This is a genomic window from Glycomyces artemisiae, from assembly GCF_003002955.1.
Lineage (GTDB): Bacteria > Actinomycetota > Actinomycetes > Mycobacteriales > Micromonosporaceae > Glycomyces > Glycomyces artemisiae.
On sequence record NZ_PVTJ01000013.1, the window covers coordinates 88017 to 105488 of the forward strand.

19 protein-coding genes are annotated in these 17472 nt (G+C 72.1%); 8 read left to right on the forward strand and 11 right to left on the reverse strand.

The genetic code is table 11. The annotated features are described in order from the left end of the window. Positions 1-2: 2 nt before the first annotated feature. Complete coding sequence (locus B0I28_RS27520; protein ID WP_181245955.1) at positions 3-341, reverse strand: effector-associated constant component EACC1; 339 nt, start codon at positions 339-341, stop codon at positions 3-5. A gap of 149 nt (positions 342-490) precedes the next feature. On the opposite strand from B0I28_RS27520, the gene B0I28_RS24815 reads away from it, so the two are divergent. The 3 genes from B0I28_RS24815 (at position 491) to B0I28_RS24825 (ending at position 2690) form a co-directional block, all read left to right on the forward strand. Beyond that, entirely contained in the window at positions 491-922 is a 432-nt protein-coding gene (locus tag B0I28_RS24815; protein WP_106366549.1) for an SRPBCC family protein, read from the forward strand. An 84-nt stretch (positions 923-1006) separates the two neighbouring features. Further along, positions 1007-2152: a winged helix DNA-binding domain-containing protein gene (locus B0I28_RS24820; RefSeq protein WP_106366550.1), complete on the forward strand. Its 1146-nt coding sequence runs from the start codon at positions 1007-1009 to the stop codon at positions 2150-2152. Between the two features lie 61 nt (positions 2153-2213). Continuing rightward, on the forward strand, positions 2214-2690 hold the full coding sequence (locus B0I28_RS24825) for an OsmC family protein (protein WP_106366551.1): 477 nt from the start codon (positions 2214-2216) through the stop codon (positions 2688-2690). Between the two features lie 6 nt (positions 2691-2696). On the opposite strand, the gene B0I28_RS24830 is transcribed toward B0I28_RS24825, so the two are convergent. After that, positions 2697-3308 carry a cellulose binding domain-containing protein gene (locus B0I28_RS24830; RefSeq protein ID WP_106366552.1) on the reverse strand — a complete coding sequence of 204 codons (612 nt, stop codon included), beginning with the start codon at positions 3306-3308 and terminating at the stop codon, positions 2697-2699. A gap of 259 nt (positions 3309-3567) precedes the next feature. On the opposite strand from B0I28_RS24830, the gene B0I28_RS24835 reads away from it, so the two are divergent. Further along, complete coding sequence (locus B0I28_RS24835; protein ID WP_106366553.1) at positions 3568-4521, forward strand: NADP-dependent oxidoreductase; 954 nt, start codon at positions 3568-3570, stop codon at positions 4519-4521. On the opposite strand, the gene B0I28_RS24840 is transcribed toward B0I28_RS24835, so the two are convergent. Further along, positions 4508-4891 (reverse strand): MerR family transcriptional regulator, encoded by a 384-nt coding sequence (locus tag B0I28_RS24840; protein ID WP_106366554.1) that lies wholly within the window; start codon positions 4889-4891, stop codon positions 4508-4510. The genes B0I28_RS24835 and B0I28_RS24840 overlap by 14 nt on opposite strands. 78 nt (positions 4892-4969) lie before the next feature. On the opposite strand from B0I28_RS24840, the gene B0I28_RS24845 reads away from it, so the two are divergent. Continuing rightward, the gene (locus tag B0I28_RS24845) at positions 4970-5392 is read left to right on the forward strand and encodes a hypothetical protein (RefSeq protein WP_106366555.1); all 423 of its coding nucleotides are present in this window, start codon (positions 4970-4972) and stop codon (positions 5390-5392) included. 39 nt (positions 5393-5431) lie between these two features. Here B0I28_RS24845 and B0I28_RS24850 read toward each other — a convergent pair whose 3' ends face one another. From B0I28_RS24850 to B0I28_RS24870, 5 genes are all read right to left on the reverse strand, one after another. Beyond that, positions 5432-6622: a cellulose binding domain-containing protein gene (locus tag B0I28_RS24850; protein ID WP_219926978.1), complete on the reverse strand. Its 1191-nt coding sequence runs from the start codon at positions 6620-6622 to the stop codon at positions 5432-5434. A 105-nt stretch (positions 6623-6727) separates the two neighbouring features. Beyond that, positions 6728-7384 carry a class I SAM-dependent DNA methyltransferase gene (locus B0I28_RS24855; RefSeq protein WP_106366556.1) on the reverse strand — a complete coding sequence of 219 codons (657 nt, stop codon included), beginning with the start codon at positions 7382-7384 and terminating at the stop codon, positions 6728-6730. A 25-nt stretch (positions 7385-7409) separates the two neighbouring features. Further along, positions 7410-8225, reverse strand: coding sequence for a class I SAM-dependent methyltransferase (locus tag B0I28_RS24860; RefSeq protein WP_106366616.1), 816 nt, complete (start codon positions 8223-8225; stop codon positions 7410-7412). A 56-nt stretch (positions 8226-8281) separates the two neighbouring features. Continuing rightward, a complete protein-coding gene (locus B0I28_RS24865) occupies positions 8282-8833 on the reverse strand; it encodes a hypothetical protein (RefSeq protein WP_106366557.1) in 552 nt (183 codons plus the stop codon). A 70-nt stretch (positions 8834-8903) separates the two neighbouring features. Continuing rightward, positions 8904-9761, reverse strand: coding sequence for a helix-turn-helix transcriptional regulator (locus B0I28_RS24870; RefSeq protein WP_106366558.1), 858 nt, complete (start codon positions 9759-9761; stop codon positions 8904-8906). Between the two features lie 169 nt (positions 9762-9930). Here B0I28_RS24870 and B0I28_RS24875 point away from each other — a divergent pair, with 169 nt between their 5' ends. Together B0I28_RS24875 and B0I28_RS24880 are read left to right on the forward strand one after the other, a co-directional pair. Next, positions 9931-10707, forward strand: a complete 777-nt coding sequence (locus B0I28_RS24875) for an SDR family oxidoreductase (RefSeq protein WP_106366559.1) — start codon at positions 9931-9933, stop codon at positions 10705-10707. Between the two features lie 127 nt (positions 10708-10834). Then, positions 10835-11776 carry an aldo/keto reductase gene (locus tag B0I28_RS24880; protein ID WP_106366560.1) on the forward strand — a complete coding sequence of 314 codons (942 nt, stop codon included), beginning with the start codon at positions 10835-10837 and terminating at the stop codon, positions 11774-11776. A 70-nt stretch (positions 11777-11846) separates the two neighbouring features. Here the strand turns inward: B0I28_RS24880 and B0I28_RS24885 are convergent, their stop codons facing one another. The 3 genes from B0I28_RS24885 to B0I28_RS24895 form a co-directional block, all read right to left on the reverse strand. Continuing rightward, a complete protein-coding gene (locus B0I28_RS24885; protein WP_106366561.1) occupies positions 11847-14810 on the reverse strand; it encodes a glycoside hydrolase in 2964 nt (987 codons plus the stop codon). A 42-nt stretch (positions 14811-14852) separates the two neighbouring features. Beyond that, a complete protein-coding gene (locus B0I28_RS24890; RefSeq protein WP_106366562.1) occupies positions 14853-16004 on the reverse strand; it encodes a PP2C family protein-serine/threonine phosphatase in 1152 nt (383 codons plus the stop codon). A gap of 61 nt (positions 16005-16065) precedes the next feature. Continuing rightward, positions 16066-16515: a winged helix-turn-helix transcriptional regulator gene (locus B0I28_RS24895; RefSeq protein WP_106366563.1), complete on the reverse strand. Its 450-nt coding sequence runs from the start codon at positions 16513-16515 to the stop codon at positions 16066-16068. 96 nt (positions 16516-16611) lie between these two features. Here B0I28_RS24895 and B0I28_RS24900 point away from each other — a divergent pair, with 96 nt between their 5' ends. Further along, positions 16612-17472, forward strand: coding sequence for an SDR family oxidoreductase (locus tag B0I28_RS24900; protein WP_106366564.1), 861 nt, complete (start codon positions 16612-16614; stop codon positions 17470-17472).

Sequence of the window (17472 nt, forward strand, 5' to 3'; positions counted from 1 at the left end):
CGCTACTCTCCCAGGTCGAGTCGCTTCGCGACCGACTTCGCGATCGGGCCCTTCGCGGTGATCCGCACGCGCGAGCCGTCGGCGGCGCTCACCTCGACCTCGATCTCCGAGCGGCGGGATCGAATCCACACGCCGATCGTCTGCCCGAGCGCGTCCAGGCCCCCCGCGGCGATGGCCGCGAGGAGTATGTCCGTGCCCGCGCCGAGCTCGCCCTCCTGGGGCTCGGCCGGTTTGAAGTCGACCCGCCCCCGGTAGTCCTCGTCGCGGTTCAGCCACTTCCGCAGCAGCACCAGTTCCCCACGGGGGTCGTCGGATCCGGTCACGGTGAGTTCGGCGTCCATCGGCCGATTCTCCCAGACCCGCGCCGACGGCGCCGTTCCCCGGCCCGCCGAACAGAATTCTGGAAACATCCGGGGGAGGGCGATGAATCCCCGCGGCCCGCCGCGTCTACACGTGCAGACACCGACAACCCCGAACACGGAGGATCGAGATGACCGCCAACGAGAACACCACCGGCTTCCCCTACACGCTCACCGGCGAGGTCGACGTCCCCGTCGCCACCGTCTGGCGGGCCTGGACCGAGAACGACCACTACGAGAAGTGGAGCTACTCCAAGCCCGGCTCGGTCGAGCTCGACGCGACCCCGGGCGGCAAGTACACCTCGGTCGTCGTGACCCCCGACGGCCAGGAGTTCCCGATCACCGGCCGCTACATCGAGGTCGTCGAGAACGAACTGCTCGTCATGGGCATGGACATCCCCGGCGGCGAAGAGGTCATGCGCCTCGACCTCACCGACCTGGGCGAAGGCCGTACCCGCCTCGTGATCTCCCAGACCTGCTCCACGCAGGAGGAGCACGACATGGCCAAGGAGGGCAGCCAGATGCTCCTCGACTCCTGCTCGGCCTACGTCGCCACGATGTGACCCCGCGCGGGACCGGACCGGCCAGGGTCCGGTCCCGGACCGCGCGCAGGTTTTCCTGTCGGTCCCTCCGGCTAGCCTCTGACCATGCAGCTCACGACCCGGCGGTTGAACCGCGCCACGCTCGACCGCCAGTCCCTCCTGCACCGCGCCGAGGCCGACGTCGAGTCCGCGGTGCGCGGTGCCGTCGCCCTCCAGACCCAGTCGCCCGTCTCCGGGTACATCGGCCTGTGGAACCGCGTCGCCGGGTTCGACCCCGCCGACCTCGACGCCGCCTACAAGGAGGGCCGGGTCCTGCGCGGCAACCCCGTGCGCATGACCCTGCACACCGTCGCCGCCGACGAGTACCGCACCTTCCGCGAAGCCACCGAGCCGTCCCTGTACGCCGCGAAGCTCGGCGGCCGCATCGCCGCCGCCGGGATCACCGGCACCGAGGCCTACGAGCTGTCGGAAGCGCTCTACGAGGCCCTGTTCACCGCCGGCGAGGTCCGCACCGCCCGCGAATGCGAGGCCTGGCTCGCCGACCGCCTCGACGCCGCCACCGCCAAGGCCGTGTGGCCCGGCATCCGCCAGTACGCGCCCCTCCTGCGCGCCCCCGGCGCCGGACCCTGGGGCTTCACCGACAAGGTCGAGTACACCGCCGCCCCCGACAAGCCCGCCCTCCGCGACGACGAGGCCGCCGAAGCCGGACTCGCCGCCCTCATCCTGCGGCACATCGAAGGCTTCGGGCCCGTCTCCGTCGCCGACGTCGCCCAGTTCGCCATGGTCCAGCGCGGCCGCGTCAAGAAGGCCCTCGTGCCCCTCGACCTCGAACTCCACCAGGGCCCGAACGGCGAAGTCCTCTACGACCTGCCCGGCGCCGCGCTCCCCGATGAGGACACCCCGGCCCCGCCGCGCCTGATGGCCATGTGGGACAACGTGTTCCTCGCCTTCCACGACCGCGCCCGCACCGTCCCGCCCGAGTACCGCACCACCCTCATCCGCAACAACGGCGACGTCCTCCCGATGCTCCTCGTCGACGGCCTCGCCGCAGGCGTCTGGCGCACCGTCGACGGCGCCATCGAGGCCACCGCCTTCCACCCCCTCCCCGACGACGTCTGGGCCGCCCTCGCCGAGGAGGCCAAGAGCCTCGCCGCACTCCTCGCCGACCGCGAAAGCGACGTCTACCGCCGCCACCACCACTGGTGGGACAAGCTCCCGGACCACCAGACCGTCGTCCTCGCCGGGAGATGACCCGCCGCGCCCGCCCGCGCCCCGGATACGATTCGGCTCACCGCAACGGAAGGAGCCCGCCATGAGCGGCCGCGAGCACCACTACGAGGTCACCGTCGAATGGACCGGCAACACCGGCAACGGGACCGCCAAGTACTTCGACTACGGACGCGACCACGACATCACCGCCCCCGGCAAGCCCCTCATCCGCGGCAGCGCCGACCCGGCGTTCCTCGGCCAGAAGGAGCGCTGGAACCCCGAGGAGCTGCTCGTCGCCGCGCTCTCCGAATGCCACATGCTCACCTACTTCGCGCTGTGCGCGCGCGAGCGCATCGTCGTCACCGCCTACACCGACGCCGCCGCGGGGACCATGACCGAGGAGAAGGGCAACAGCGGCCGCTTCACCGAGGTCGTGCTCCACCCGGTCGTCACCATCGCCGACCCCGCCGACGCCGAGCGCGCCGCCGCACTCCACCACGACGCCAACCGCGACTGCTTCATCGCCAAGTCCGTGAACTTCCCCGTCCTCCACGAGGTCGAGATCCGCACCGGGTCCTGACGGGCCTCAAGCCGGGGTGCAGGGGACGGTCTCGGGCAGCACCCAGCCGTCCTCGACATCGGCCGAGAAGCTCGGATCGACGCTCTCGCCGGGCGCGATGACGGCGTTGAACATGATGTCGCCGTAGCGGTCCCCTTCGAGATGCTCCAGCCCCCACGCCGCGGTCACCTCCATGCCGTCCAGGGCGAGCAGGATCTCCCAGCCGTCGATCGGCTCGGCCCCGGTGTTCGCCACCGACACCGCCACCGAGATCGACGACGACCACTCGGTGTCGAGGGACAGGGACGCGGTGCACTCCGGCCCGGCGTCCGCCGCGCTCGCCGAAGTCGTAGCGGCAGCGGCGGAGGTCGTCGGATCACCGCTCGGGGACGCGGCGGACGACTCGGGCGACTCCGGCGCCGACGCCGGGGCGCTCGCGCTCGTCGTCTCCGCGGCGGCCGTGAACTGCGGGCCCCCGGGCGTGTCGGCCTCGGCCAGGTCCGGGTCGTGCTCGTCGCGCAGCGCCCCGAACTGCCACACCGCCGCCACGGACACCAGCGCCGCCACGACGACGAGCACCAGGAGCGAACGCCCGTGGATCCGGCCGCGCAGCATGCCGCGGTCCATCCAAGCGCGCATGGAGCACCTCCGGAGGGGTCGAGGGCAGGAGCGGACGCGCCGCGCGCAGGCCGCGGCGCGGAGGGGGTGCCGTGTCCACGGTGAAGCGTACAAGGCCCCCGTGCGCTGGCGAAACGCCCCGATTAGTGCGGCTCGATCCCGTTGCGTGGAAAGCGTTCCGCGCTCGGCGCGTCCGATCGGGCTCTTCCGGGTACGCACCGGTGTAGATTCAGGCCGGGCGCAGCCGGGCGTCCGCCGGTCAGGACCGAAGGGACCCCTTATGCGCGCCGTCGTCGCCACCGACTTCCACACTGAGCCGACCCTCGCGGACCTGCCCGTCCCCGAACCCGGCCCGGGGGAGGTGCTCGTCAAGATCGCGGCCGCGGGCGTCAACCCCTTCGACTGGAAGGTCGTCGAGGGCGCCATGCGCGGGTCCGTGCACCACGAGTTCCCGCTCGTCCTCGGCTCCGACGGGGCCGGGACCGTCGTGAGCGCCGGGGAACCCGGCCTGGACGACGCCCGCTTCGAGCCCGGCGACCGCGTGTTCGGGCAGTTCATGGACGTGAAGCTCGGCCGCGGCTCCTACGCCGAGTACGCGGTCGCCAAGGCCGCCAAACTCGCCCGCCTCCCCGACAAGCTCGACTTCGCGACGGCCGCGGCCATCCCCACCGCCGGGGCCGCCGCACACGACTTCGTGGAGGGCACCGGCGCCGGGCCCGGGCAGACGCTCCTCGTCAACGGCGCGTCCGGCGGCGTCGGCCAGGCGGCCGTGCAGCTCGCCGCCGCCCAGGGCATCCGCGTCATCGCCACCACCGACCCCGACACGGCGGCCCTCCTGCGCGACCTCGGCGCCGCCGAGACCGTCGACTTCACCGCGGGCCCCACCGCCGACCAGGTCCGCGCCGCGCACCCCGACGGCATCGACGCGGTCGTCGACCTCGTCTCCGGGCCCGCCGACATCGAGCCGATCGCCCTGCTGCTCAAGCCGAACGGCGCGATCGTCTCCTCCAACGGCGCCGTCGACGCCGACGCCTTCGCGGCGAAGGGCCTGCGCGGCTCGAACCTCTACGCGAACGCCCGGCCCGGCACGCTCGCGTCACTCGCCGAGTCGGTCCAGAGGGGACAGATCCGGTTCCTCATCGACCACGAAGCGCCTCTTGAAGAGGCCGCCGCCGCGCTCGACCGCCTCAAGGCCGGCCGCTCCCGCGGCAAGACCGTGCTCACTGTCGCTTGAAGCCCGGTCGACTGACCCGGTCCGGCTCCAGCGGGCACCCGGTGTCCGCCCGCGCGGCCAACTCCGCGCGGAGCGCCGTCAGCTCCGCGATCTTCGCGTCCACGGCCGAGATCCGCTCGGCGAACAGCGCCGAGAGCGCCGCCGCCGTGTCGGGCGCGCCGCGCAGCTCCTCGCCGTGCCGGCCGATCTCGGCGAGCGTGAATCCGAGGCGCTGCGCCGTGCGCACGTAGTCGAGCCACGGCACGGCCTCCTCGGGGAAGTCCCGGTAGCCGTTCGGCGACCGGTGCGACTCGACCAGCCCGATCTTCTCGTAGAACCGGATCGCGTCCCGGCTCAGCCCCGACCGCTCCGACAACGCACCGATCCGCACGGACCCTCCCTCGCGACTTGACACTGGAGTGCACTCCACCGTTTACGGTAGCCCGACCCGAACGAACGGAGCACTTCCATGCCCACTGTCCTCGACACCGCCGCGCCGCAACGGCACTCCTACCTCACCGTGGTCCGCGCGAGCGCCGTCTACGACCTCGTCGTCACCGCCGGGTTCGCCACGCCGTGGACGCTCGCCCTGGTCCACGCCGGTCTGGACGGGCTCAGCGGCGCACTCGGCCTCGCCGCGTTCCCCGCCCTCGACCCGATGCAGGTGCTGTACGCGAACCTCATGGGCTCGGTCGTCGTCGTGTGGTCGCTGCTGCGGCTGCTGCGCCCCCAGCGGGTCCACGGCCTGTTCGACGGCGCCGCGCGCGTCCTGTTCTCCCTCTGGATGGCCTACGCGCTGGCCCACGGGGGCCCGGATCTCCTGTGGGGGTTCCTGGCCGTCGAAGCCGCCTGGGGCGCAGCGCAGCTCGCGCCCTGGCTCCGGAAGCGGTGAACGCGCCGCCCCGCCGCTCGCGGCGGGGCGGCGCGCGGTTCAGCAGCCGATCCGGGTGGGCCCGAAGGCGACGTCGTCGTACCAGACGGTGTCGGCGTCGTTCCCGTAGCTCTCCCAGCCGAGCCGCAGGTCCGCGAGGTCGGGGTCCCAGCCGGGCTTGGAGAGCCACTGCTCGTCCACGTCGTGGGTGGGGGTGCCGTCGACGGTGAGCCCGGTGACGGCCTGGCCGTCGACCCAGGTCGCGAGGTTGCCGCCGCTGATCTGGTACTCCACGCACACCCAGGTGTCCACCGGGAAGGGCGCGCTGAGCGCGACCCCGGCGGGGCTCTGGGCGGGCAGGGTCGCGTCGTCGGACTCGCGGTTCCACTGGAGCTTCGAGTTCTGGCCGCCCAGCCGCAGGTCCGCGTTGTTGTCGCTGCGGTCCTGCATGGCGATCATCGTCGTGTGGTTCGGCGGCTGGGCCGTGGTGTGCCGCATGTACACCCGGAACCACTCGGCGTCGGCGGGGAGCGAGCGGCCCACGAACACGTGGTTGCAGTAGGTCGCGCCACCGTCGACGCGCACCGACTTCCCGCCGCCGTTCGCCACCGCAGTGTCCACAGTGGCGGTACCGGTGCCGGTGCAGTCTTGGGCGCCGACGCTCCACGCGCCGCCCGGGACGGTCCCGGTCTGGTCCTCGAAGCCGTCGCAGACGGCCCCGGCCGGGCAGTCGCCCGGGTCCGGCGGATCGGTCGGGTCGTCAGTCGGATCGTCGGTCGGGTCGTCGGTGGGCGACTCCGTCTCGCGCGGGGTGTCCGTCGGCTGCTCCACGGTGCCGCACTCGACCCCGTTGAGCGTGAACGCGGTGGGGGAGGCGCCGGAGCCGGAGACGACGAGGCCGAACAGCTCGCGGGTCTGCCCGGCGCCGACGACGGCGTTCCATCCGACGTCGGAGCCGGTGAACGTGGTGCCGGACTGGGACCAGGAGACGTTCCAGGCGCTCTGGACCTGCGCGCCGGGCTTGAGCTGGAACTCGATGTCCCAGCCGTTCACGGCGCCGTCCTCGGCGGTGAGCGAGACGGCGGCCTGGTGGCCCGAGCCCCAGTCGCTCACCACCTTGTAGTCGAGCGCTTGGCAGCCGACGGCGTGCGCCGGGCCCGCCGCCACGATCCCCAGCGTCGCGGCGGCGACCGCCGCCGACAGTGCGACGGCCGCGGCGAGGCGCCGCGGCCGGGTTGGCATGGATGCCATGCAGGTACTCCTCTGCTCGGATCCGCTTCACCCCAACCCGACCGCGGACAGGCTTATCTATCGATACTAATAAATATCACGATTTGCCCGTGCGTGGGAGCGCGCCTACGGATTCTCGGCGCCGGGTTTGCGCATCACGAGGTGGCAGAAGTGGAACCCGCGCACCGGGTCCTCCTCAGGCGCGCCCACGAGCCGCGCCACCTCCGCGAAGCCGGTGTCCCGCAGCAGGTCCGCGACCCGGTCGTAGGACCACTGCCACGCGGGGGCCACTCGGTGGTCGAAGGGCCACGCGAGCCGGTCGGTGCGGTCGCTGGCCTGGAAGCTGAGCGACAGGAACCCGCCGGGCGCGAGGACCCGATGGAACTCGGCGAACACCGGGCCGATCCTCTCGGGCGGCGTGTGGATGATCGAAGCCCGCGACAGCACGCCGCCGAGGCCGCCGTCCGGCAGGTCCAGGGCGCTCATGTCGCCCAGGGAGAACGCGATCCCGGGGTGCTCGCGGCGCGCGAGCGCGATCATCTCCGGCGACAGGTCGATGCCCTGCGCGTCGAGTCCGAGGGCGTGCAGGTATCCGGTGATATGTCCTGGCCCGCAGCCGATGTCGGCCACGGGCCGCGCGCCGCCCTCCTTGACGCGCTCGGCGAACGCGTCGATCATCGCGCGGTCGAACGGGTGCTCGCGCAGCGTGTCCTTGAACGTCTCGTAGTAGAGCTGGGCGACCTCGTCGTACCGGGTCCGCGTCTCGTCTCGGGGTTCGGCCATGGGACGAGACCCTATCGCGCCGCGTCTACGGCCGCCAGATGACGGCCTCGACGCCGCGCATGCGCTCGGCGAACCGCCCGCCGGGGGCCGCGTCCCGCAGCAGCAGGCGCAGGTCCGCCTCGAACACGGGAAGCCGGTCGCCGAAGTGGTGCGGCGCGGAGCTCGACAGGGAGAGCACGGCAGCCACGATCTCGTCCTCGCTCCGCTCGGCGATCCGGCCCTCGTCGACGGTGATCCGCTCGGGCCCGGCGTACCCGGCGCGGGCCATGACCTCCTCCTCGGACCCCTTGGTGCCGTGGGGGAGCAGGCCCTGCCCGGCACGGCGCACCGGCCCCAGGTAGCGGGCCACGAGGTCGTCGATCGCGTCCCACGGCGGGGCCGGGAGCGGCAGCGGCTCGGCGGTGTCGACGCCGCGGTGCGTGGTCGCTCCGATGTGGACCCACGCGCCCGCGGGGCAGATCATGCCGCGCACGCGCTCGGCGACGAGGTCCTGCTCCATCCAGTGGAAGGACTGCGCGAACGCGACGACCCGGAACGTCCCGAGCCCGCCGGGGAGCTCCTCGGCGCGCATGAGTCGCCAGTCGATCCCCGGCGCCTTGAGCCGCGCCTCGGCGATCATGCCGGGGTCGGCGTCGACGCCCACGGCCTCGGCGAACAGCGGCGCGAGGAGCACGGTGAGCGAGCCGGGCCCGCAGCCGACGTCGAGGAGCCGCCCGGTCCCGTCGAGGCCGAGCGCGTCGCGCACGGCGTCGGCCAGGCCCGGGGGGTAGGGCATCCGGCCGGTCCCGTAGTGCGCGGCGGCGCCCGCGAAGAGCGTCTCGTCCCATGCCCAGGCGTCCATCCCGGGGATGCTACCGGCGGCCGCGGCGCCGTCCGAGCGCATTTCCACCTTCCGGGTCACTCGGCGCCGGTGAACGAGGTCCGGAAGCTCAGATGGCTCGCCATGTGCGCCAAGTACTTCGGGTCGGTGACGCGGATCGTGAACCCGGCCTGGTCGCCGTCCGCCTCGGGGTCGACCGCGAACGAGGCGATGACGGCGTCGGCGCGGCGCCGGAACTCCTCGCCCCTCGGCTTGGTCAGCAGGTACGCGTGCCCGTCGGAGGTGCCCCGGCCGCCGTCGAGCTGGCCCTCGTACACGCTGTAGGCGTTGACCTTCGGGACCACGGGCTCCTTGCTGCGGTGGTCGAGCACGAAGCCCTCGTCGTCGATCCACACGCGCTTGCCGAGGATGAGCTCGAAGCACTCCGCGAACTCCGCGGCGGTGCCGGGGTCGATGTCGGTGGCGCCGAAACCCTGGAACCAGGCGTCCATGAGCAGTTTGAGCCCGAACCCGGTGCCGCGGTCGGGGCCGTCGCCGAGCCGGACGCCATCGCCGATGAGGCTCGTGAGCGTCCCGTCGAGCGTGTTTCCCTCACGGCCCCAGGTCCACACGTCGAAGATGTACGTCATGGCCGTGAATCATAACCAGTGCGGGCAATTCCGGCGAAGGAGGTGATAGATCACACTCTATGTCTCCGGGTCAGCGCCCAGTGTGCGGGGCGGCGGGGGCCGTCCAGGAGTCGAGCAGGCGCAGCGCCTGCGCACTGGGCGAGTCCGGTTCGACGTTGTAGACGCACAGCGTCTGGTCGGGGTCGTCGGGGAATTCGAGCGACTCGTAGGCGAACTCGATCTCGCCCGCGACGGGGTGCCGGTATGCCTTGCGGCCGTGGGTGCGGCGCAGCACCTGGTGGTCGTTCCACCACCCGCTGAACTCCGGGCAGCCGAGGGTCAGCTCGCCCACGAGATCGGCGAGCTGGCGGTCGTCCGGGTGGCGCCCGGCGTCGAAGCGGAGCACCGCGACCGAGTCGCGCGCCACGGTCTCCCAGTCCACGACCCGTTCGCGCGCTTCGGGATCGAGCAGGTACCAGCGCGCGAGGTTGCGCCGCTTCGCCGGGAGCGCGTCGAAGTCGGTCATGACGGCCTTCGCGAGCCGGTTGACGGCGAGCACGTCGGTGCGCCTGCCGATGATGAACGCGGGCACCGATTCGAGGCTCTGGAGCGTCAGCAGCAGGCCTGGGCGGACGCGCTGCGCGGCGAGCGGCCCGCGCCGCCTGGGCGCCCGGCGGCCCGCGAGGTCCTTGAGGTGCTCGCGTTCGGAGTGGTCGAGGCGCAGCGCCTCGGCGAGCGCGTCGAGCACCTCGGGGGAGGGGTTCCCGGCCCGGCCCTGCTCCAGGCGCGTGTAGTACTCGACGCTCATGTTCGCCAGCCGCGCGACCTCGTCGCGGCGCAGGCCCGGGACGCGCCGCACGCGGCCGTCGTCGGGCACGCCCGCGTCCTGCGGGTGCACGCGGGCGCGGCGGCTCCGCAGGAAGTCCGAGATCTCGGTGCGCTGGTCCATGCCCCCAATTCTGCCCCGCCGGACCGGCCCTTCGCGGCGCCTGACTGGTACTGGCGGTACCAGTCGCGGGAGGGGATTTCTAGCGGCGCTTCGGGCCCGTCTCCGGTGCTGTACTCGATTGCAGGGCGGCCGGACCGCCTGGAAACCGAACGCACCGAAGGAACACGACATGTCTACTGTGAACACCGTTCTGCCCCTTGCGGGCCGCGTCGCCGTCGTCACCGGGGCCTCCAGCGGCCTCGGCGAGGCCACCGCCGAGCTGCTCGCCCAGCGGGGCGCGAAGGTCGCCGTCCTCGCCCGCCGCGCCGACCGCCTCGCCGCGCTCACCGGGCGCATCGAAGCGAACGGCGGCACCGCGCTCGCCGTCCCGGTCGACGTCACCGACGCCGAGGCGGTCCAGGCCGCCGCGGCCCGGATCGAGGCCGGGTTCGGCACCGTCGACCTCCTGTTCAACAACGCGGGTGTCATGCTGCCCTCGAAGATCGCGGACGTGCGCACGGACCTGTGGAATCAGCAGGTGGACCTGAACATCGGCGGGTTCCTCAACACCGTCGCCGCGTTCGTGCCGCAGCTGCGCAAGGCCGCCGCCGACAAGGGCGTCGCGGACCTGGTGAACACCTCCTCGATCGGGGCGCAGAACCTGTTCCCCACGTTCGAGGTCTACTGCGGCACCAAGGCGTTCGTCACCCACTACTCCCGCAACCTGCGCATCGAGCTCGGCTCGCAGGGCGTGCGCGTCGCGGTCGTGGAGCCGGGGATCGTCCGCACCGAGCTCCAGGGCCATGTCACCGAGCCCGACGCGACCGCGTGGCTCGACGAGACGTTCAAGACGATGGAGGTCCTCGAACCCGCCGACGTCGCCGAGGCGGTCGCGCATCTGGCCGCGCTGCCCGCCCGCGTCAACATCGAGCGGCTGACGATCATGCCGACGACGCAGGCGAACTAGGCCGCAGCCGACGGACCGCACAGTCGTCCGTATTCGCGTGCGGTGTTCCCGGGGTGTGTGAAAGGATCGCTTCGGAAATTCGGAGGGGCGCGGCGCGCCCCGGGAACGGACCCACGGAGGGCACGCCATGACCAAGCTCGGCAGGACCGGAATCGACGTCTACCCGCTCGTCCTGGGCACCAACACGTTCGGCTGGACCACGGACGAGGCGGAGGCCCACCGCATCCTCGACGCCTTCGCCGACGCGGGCGGCACCCTCGTCGACACCGCCGACTCGTACTCGGCGTGGGCCCCCGGCAACAGCGGCGGGGAGTCCGAGACCGTCATCGGCTCCTGGGTCGCCAAGCACCCCGGGCGGCTCATGGTCGCCACGAAGGTCTCGCAGCACCCGGAGTTCAAGGGCCTGTCGGCCGCGACCGTCAAGGCCGCCGCCGACGCCTCGCTTCAGCGTCTGCAATCTGAGGCGATCGACGTCTACTACGCGCACTTCGACGACGCCGAGACGCCGCTCGAAGAGACCGTCGCCGCGTTCGACGCGCTCGTCACCGAGGGGAAGGTCCGGCACGTCGCCGTCTCCAACTACAGCCCCGAGCGCCTGCGCGAGTGGCTCGACATCGCCGAGCGCACCGGCGCGGCCCGCCCGGTCGCGTTGCAGCCCAAGTACAGCCTCGTCAGCCGCGCCACGTTCGAGCCGGCCCTGCGCGACATCGCGGTCGCCGAGGACCTCAGCGTCTTCCCCTACCACGCGCTCGCGAGCGGCTTCCTCACCGGCAAGTACCGCACCGAGGCCGACCTGGAGCAGAGCGTCCGCGGCGGCTCGGCCGCCAAGCACCTGAACCCGGCCGGGCTCGCGGTCATCGACGGCCTCGCCGACATCGCCGAGGACCGCGGCGTCGCCATCGGCACGGTCGCCCTCGCCTGGGTCCGCACCCGCCCCGGCATCGCCGCCCCGATCGCGGGCGCCCGCGAACTGTCCCAGCTCGCCCCGCTCCTCGCCTCCGCGGAACTCGACCTCTCGCAGGACGAGCTCGACCGCCTGACCGCGCTCTCGGACGCCGTGGGCGCCTGACGGTCCCGAACGAGCCGGGGCCCGCATCGCCGACCTGCGATGCGGGCCCCGCCCGTTTCCCACCCGTCCGCTAAGCGGCCGGGGCCTTCGCGTAGACCTCGATCTCGCTCAGGATGATCCACCCCGCGGTCCCGCCGGAACCGGCGGTCATGACCACCCGCACGGCGGACGTCTTCGCATTCACCTCCACGTCGATCACCGGGACCTCGTCGGTCGGCACGTCGACGAAGCCCACGTCGACCCAGTTCCCGTCGGCGTCGCGGTACTGCACCGTCAGCGTGTCCGCATAGGACGGACGGCCGCCGTCGCTCCAGAAGTAGGAGACGACCCGGGTCACGTCCCGCGCCTCCGGCAGCTCCACCGTGATCGCGTCCTCGGTGTTGAACGGCCCGGACTTCCAGTTCGACCAGGCCTTGTCCGTGAGGACCCCGTTGCGCAGGGCCGCAGTGGAATAGCCCGGCTCGGTGTACGTCGCGGTGATCGCGGTCCCGTCGGCGAGCGCCGCGTTCGCCTCCACCGGGTCGGTGACCTCCACGTCGACCACCGCGGGCAGCTCCGTGCCGTCGACGAGCACCGCGGTGCCCTCGATCCGCACGGTCCCGTAGTCGTCGAACGCGCCCTCCGCGGGCTCCTCCCACGTCACCGGCACCGCGGCCTCGGTCCCGTGGTCGCCCAGCGCCGTCACCGTCTCCGGCAGCGGCGGCACGTACCCCGGGTAGGTCTTCGCCGACGCCGGAGCCGTCTCGGAGAACGTGTCGACGCTGACCTTCGCCTTGGCGCGGAACGTGTTCCCGAGCGCGTCGACCGCCTCGCCGAACACCGTCACCGTCTTCACCCGGTTCCACGTGGACTCGCGCGGCATGTCCCACTCGACGGGGAGCGCCCCGCGCGCGCCGTCGCGGTACACGCCCGGCACCGTCTCGGGCAGGACCGGCACGAAGCCCGGCACGGTGTACGCGCTCACCTGCTGCGCCCGCAGCACGGTCTCGTCCACCACGCCCCAGCGCTGGTTGGCCGCCGAGGTCGGCGTGTACGTCTGCACCGGCGACCCGTCGGCGGTCGCCTCGCCCCACACGTCCAGGACCAGGCCCGTTCCGACATTCACGGGCACGTACGTGCCGTCGCCGGTGGTCGACAGGTACCACGTCGCCGCCTCCGACGGCTCCCCGTCGCCGGATTCCAGCACCGCGAGCCCGTCGCCGATCGCCAGCCGCGCCCCCGTGGCCGCGTTGACGATCGCGTACCGCTCGCGGTTCGAGTACCCGTCGGTGAGCCGCTCGACCTCCCACAGCTGCTCGCCGTCGTACTCATCGTCGGTCTCGATGACGATGCCGGTGCCGTCCGCGTTCGGCGCGATCGACTTGCCGCTCTGCACGCCGTCGAAGCGGTACACGTGCCCGTCCTGGAACAGCGCCGCGTCGCAGTCGACGCCCGAGACGCCCTCGACCACGAACGTCGTCACCGACTTCGCCGGGACCGTCAGCGTCGCCTCGTCGCCGCGCACCCGCACCGCGTCGCCCTCGACGAGCGCGCCGTCGGCGCTGGTGACCACCGGGGTCACCGAGGCGCCGCGCGCGATCCGCTCGAAGTTCGAGAGGTCGAGCGTGATCTCCATGTCCGCGTCGGTGCTGTTGGTGTACACCACGTTCGCGCCGCTGCCGTCCGCCTCGACCGCGGCCGTCGCCGCCGCGCTGTCGGTGGCGATCACGTGGTCGCCCGGCTCGATGTAGTGCGTGAAGTTCTGGATCGTGTAGTACTTCGTGTTCACCTTGATCGGGCACGTCTCCAGCGTGTCCTCGGCGGTGCAGTCGAACGGCAGCTGGATCGAGCCCCAGCTGTGGCCCGCCGCGACGTCCTCGACCGGCTGCCACAGCACCCACGCCGTGGGCTCCAGCTCCCGCAGGTCGTCGGTGATCCGCGAGGCGATCCCGATCCCGTTCTCCATCGACGTGTAGTCCTGGCCGGAGGTCCACGACCCCTCGACCTCGCTCATCCACAGCGGCTTGTCCGCGGCCTTCGCGAGGTCGCGGGCGCTCGTGCGCTGGCCCGTGCCGTAGGTGTGGACGTTCATCTGCTCGACGTTCGCCCGCGACTCCTCCGTGTACGCGTTCCAGTTGCGCACGAACGTGCCCGGGTTCGTCTCGTCCATCGCCGAGACGACCGCGTCGAGCTCGGACTCCGAGAGCCGCTCGGCGAGCGCGTCGATGACGAGCTGCTGGAGCTCGGGCCCGGCGTGCGCGCCCTCCTGGCGCCCGCCCGTGGGCTGCACGCCGTCCGGGCCGAGCTGGGTGCCCCAGTAGTTCGTGTTCGGCTCGTTCAGCGGGTCCACGGTGTCGAACTCGATGCCGTGCTCGGCCTCGACGCGCTCCATGACCTCGGTCAGGTAGAGCGCGAACTCGTCCACGGTGTCGGTGCGGATCTGGTCCTGGCTCGCGTCGAACCCGCCCGAGACGTACCCGGAGACGGTCTGGAAGTACGGCGGCGAGTTCGAGAACGCCTCCCAGTGGGTGACGTCGTCCTTGACCGCGTCGATCCACCACCGCTGATTCGCGTCGGCGTCCCAGTTCCAGTGCTCGGGGTTCTCCGGGTCCCACCAGTCCTTGTCGGCCTGGGTGGTGCCCTCGGGGGCGGCCCACCAGCCGGGGACCGCGGAGGCCCCGCCGCGCAGGTACTCGTTGTCGATGTTCGGGGCGTTGCCGCCGCCGATGTTGTACCTGGCGATGTTCAGGTTGAGGCCGTCCTCGCCGAAGACCATCTCCGCCAGCTCGTTCCGGATCTCGTCGGGGTAGCCGCCGGTGGCGTTCGCGAACCACACGAGGCTGGTGCCCCAGCCCTCGAACGCCGCCTGCTGATACGACGGGTCGAGGACGACCGTGACCGCGTCCGCGGCGGCCTCCTCGGCGCTGGCGGTGAGCACCGGCAGGCTCGGCGCGGCGACCGCCGCCGCGAGCCCGGCGGCGCCGACGGCGGCGATGCCGCGTCGGAAGCCGTTGCGGCGCAAGCGCTGCGGACGCGGGGGACGGGGGGATGACATCGTCGTCTCCTTCGGGGGGTCGCAATCGAATCATTTGGATATTCACACAGAACCGAACGGTTGTAAACACCCTTCGTATAACCGATTGAAAAACTCGTCCGCGGGACCGCTCCCGTACACCCGCGTCACCGCCAGGATCGACACGTCGTCGTCCATCCGCGAGGCGAACCGCGACGCGTCCTCCCACACGAACTCCACCAGCGACCGCGGCGACGGCGTCACCAGGCCGTCGAGGTGCTCCGCCAGCGGGTAGTAATGCCCGTCCGCGTCCCGCGCCTCCACCAGCCCGTCGGAGAACGCCAGCAGCGTCGCGTCGATCTCGAACGGCACCGCCGCCGAGGCGCGGTGCCGCACCGGCTCGGCCAGCCGCAGCCCCAGCACCGGCGCGGTCTTCAGGTCCACCTCCTCGACCCGCTCCCCGCGCAGCAGCAGCGGCAGCGGATGCCCGCACGACAGCAGCCGCACCTCGTCGCACTCCTCCGAGAACTCCGCGAGCAGCACCGACGCGAACAGCTCCGGGATGTACCCGTGCGCGCCGTCCTCCAGGATGCGCCGCTCCATCCGCCACGCGACCCCGCCGAGGTCCTCCTCGTCGAGGATCGCCTCATGGAACACCGACAGGAGCATCGACGCCGCGCCGACCACGTCGAGGCCGTGCCCCTGCACGTCGCCGAGGATCAGCCGGGTCCCGTACGGGCTCGGCCGCACGTCGAACAGGTCCCCGCCGATGCTCGCGCCCTGCTGCGCCGAGTGGTACAGCCCCGCGCACGCGAGGTCCCCGACCCGCTCGGGCAGGTCCGGCAGGACCGCGCGCTGCGCGGCCTCCGAGACCGAGAGCACGGTGACCAGGCCCTTCTCGAAGCGCTGGCGGATCCAGGAGATGCCCACGGCCGTGGCGAAGACGATGCCGACGACGACGATGTCGTCGGCCTCGAAATGGCGCGCGACCGGGATCGGGGCGGCCACGACGATGAGCGCGAAGGCCGCGATGAACCCGGTCCAGACCGGGCCGAGCACGAACGCGGCGAGCACGGGGACGACGGCCATCGCGATCCCGGCGTGGAGCGGGTCGGGCCGGAAGAGCATGAAGAACGAGGCGCCGAAGAGGGCGACGAGCGGCAGCAGCCGGACCCACAGCGGGATTGCCGTGGCCGGACGCAGTCCTCCCAGGAACGTGGCCCGCGTGCTAGCCATGGCCCGAGTCTAGGGGCCCGGTCCGGCTCTACCTGCGGTTTCGCGCAGTTCGGGCGAACCGTTAGGACACTGCGCCTTCCGCGGCCCCGGGGCGTGCGGCGTCGTACCCGGCCTGGGCCTGGAGGACCTCGCCCATGTTCGCGTACAGGTACGACACCATCTCGCGCAGCCGCGCCTCCATGCCGGCGCCGACCTCGGTGAGGCGGTACTCGACGCGGGAGGGGAAGCCCTCGGAGGGCTCGCGCAGCACCAGGCCGTCGCGTTCGAGGTGGCGCAGGCCCTGGGCGAGGGCCTTGTCGTTGATGCCGCCGACCGCGCGCCGGATCTCGCTGAACCGCCGCGGGCCGTCGTGGAGCGACAGCACAATGAGCGTGCCCCAGCGGCCCGTGACGTGGTCGAGGACCGGACGCGACGGGCAGTCCTCGGCGAGGACCTGGAACTCGCCGAGGTCGGGGCGGTCGCTGAGGTCTTCGAACTCGCTGAGGACGTGCGGGGCGGGCCGGGTGGTCATCCGTTCATGTTACCTCCGCGATAGTACTTTCGTTTTGATTGTGCTTTCATTTAGAAAGTGAAATGATCGTCGCAACCGACATTGAAGGAGCAGCACATGTACGTCGTGACCGGTGCCACCGGCAAGTTCGGGACCCTCGCGGTCGAGGGCCTCGTCAACCAGGTCCCCGTGGAGCAGATCGCCGTCGTCGTCCGCGACCCGGCCAAGGCCGCCCGCTTCGGCGAGCTGGGCGTGGAGGTCCGCAAGGGCGACTACAGCGACCCCGCCTCGCTCGCGGACGCGTTCCGCGAGGGGGACCGGGTCCTCTTCGTCTCCGGCAGCGAGGTCGGGCAGCGGGTGCCGCAGCACAAGGCGGTCATCGACGCCGCGAAGGCCGCGGGCGTGGCGCTCCTGGCGTACACGAGCGTCCTCGGCGGCCCGGCCGCCGACTTCGAGCTGGCCCGCGAGCACCAGATCACCGAGCGGTACCTCATCGACTCCGGCGTCCCGTACGCGCTGCTGCGCAACGGCTGGTACCACGAGGTCTACACCGAGGCGCTCGGCCAGTCCGTGGCGAACGGCGGCCTGCTCACCAGCGCCGCCGAGGGCTCGCGCGTCGCGTCCGCCGCGCGCGCGGACTACGCGGCGGCCGGGGTCGCGGTGCTCACCGGCGAGGGCCACGAGGGCGCCGAGTACGAGCTGAGCGGCGACGAGGCCTGGTCCTTCGAGGAGTTCGCGGCCGAGGTCTCGCGCGTGATCGGCAAGGACTTCCCGGTCAACCGCGTCACGCCCGAGGCACACCGTGGCATCCTCGAAAGCGTGGGCCTGCCGCCGACGCTCGCCCCGGTCATCGCCGGCATCGACGACGCCATCTCGCGCGGCCTCCTCGCCGGCACCAGCGGCGACCTGTCCCGCCTCATCGGCCGCCCGACCACGCCGATCGCCGACGCCATCGCCCAGAGCGCGAAGAACCTGTAG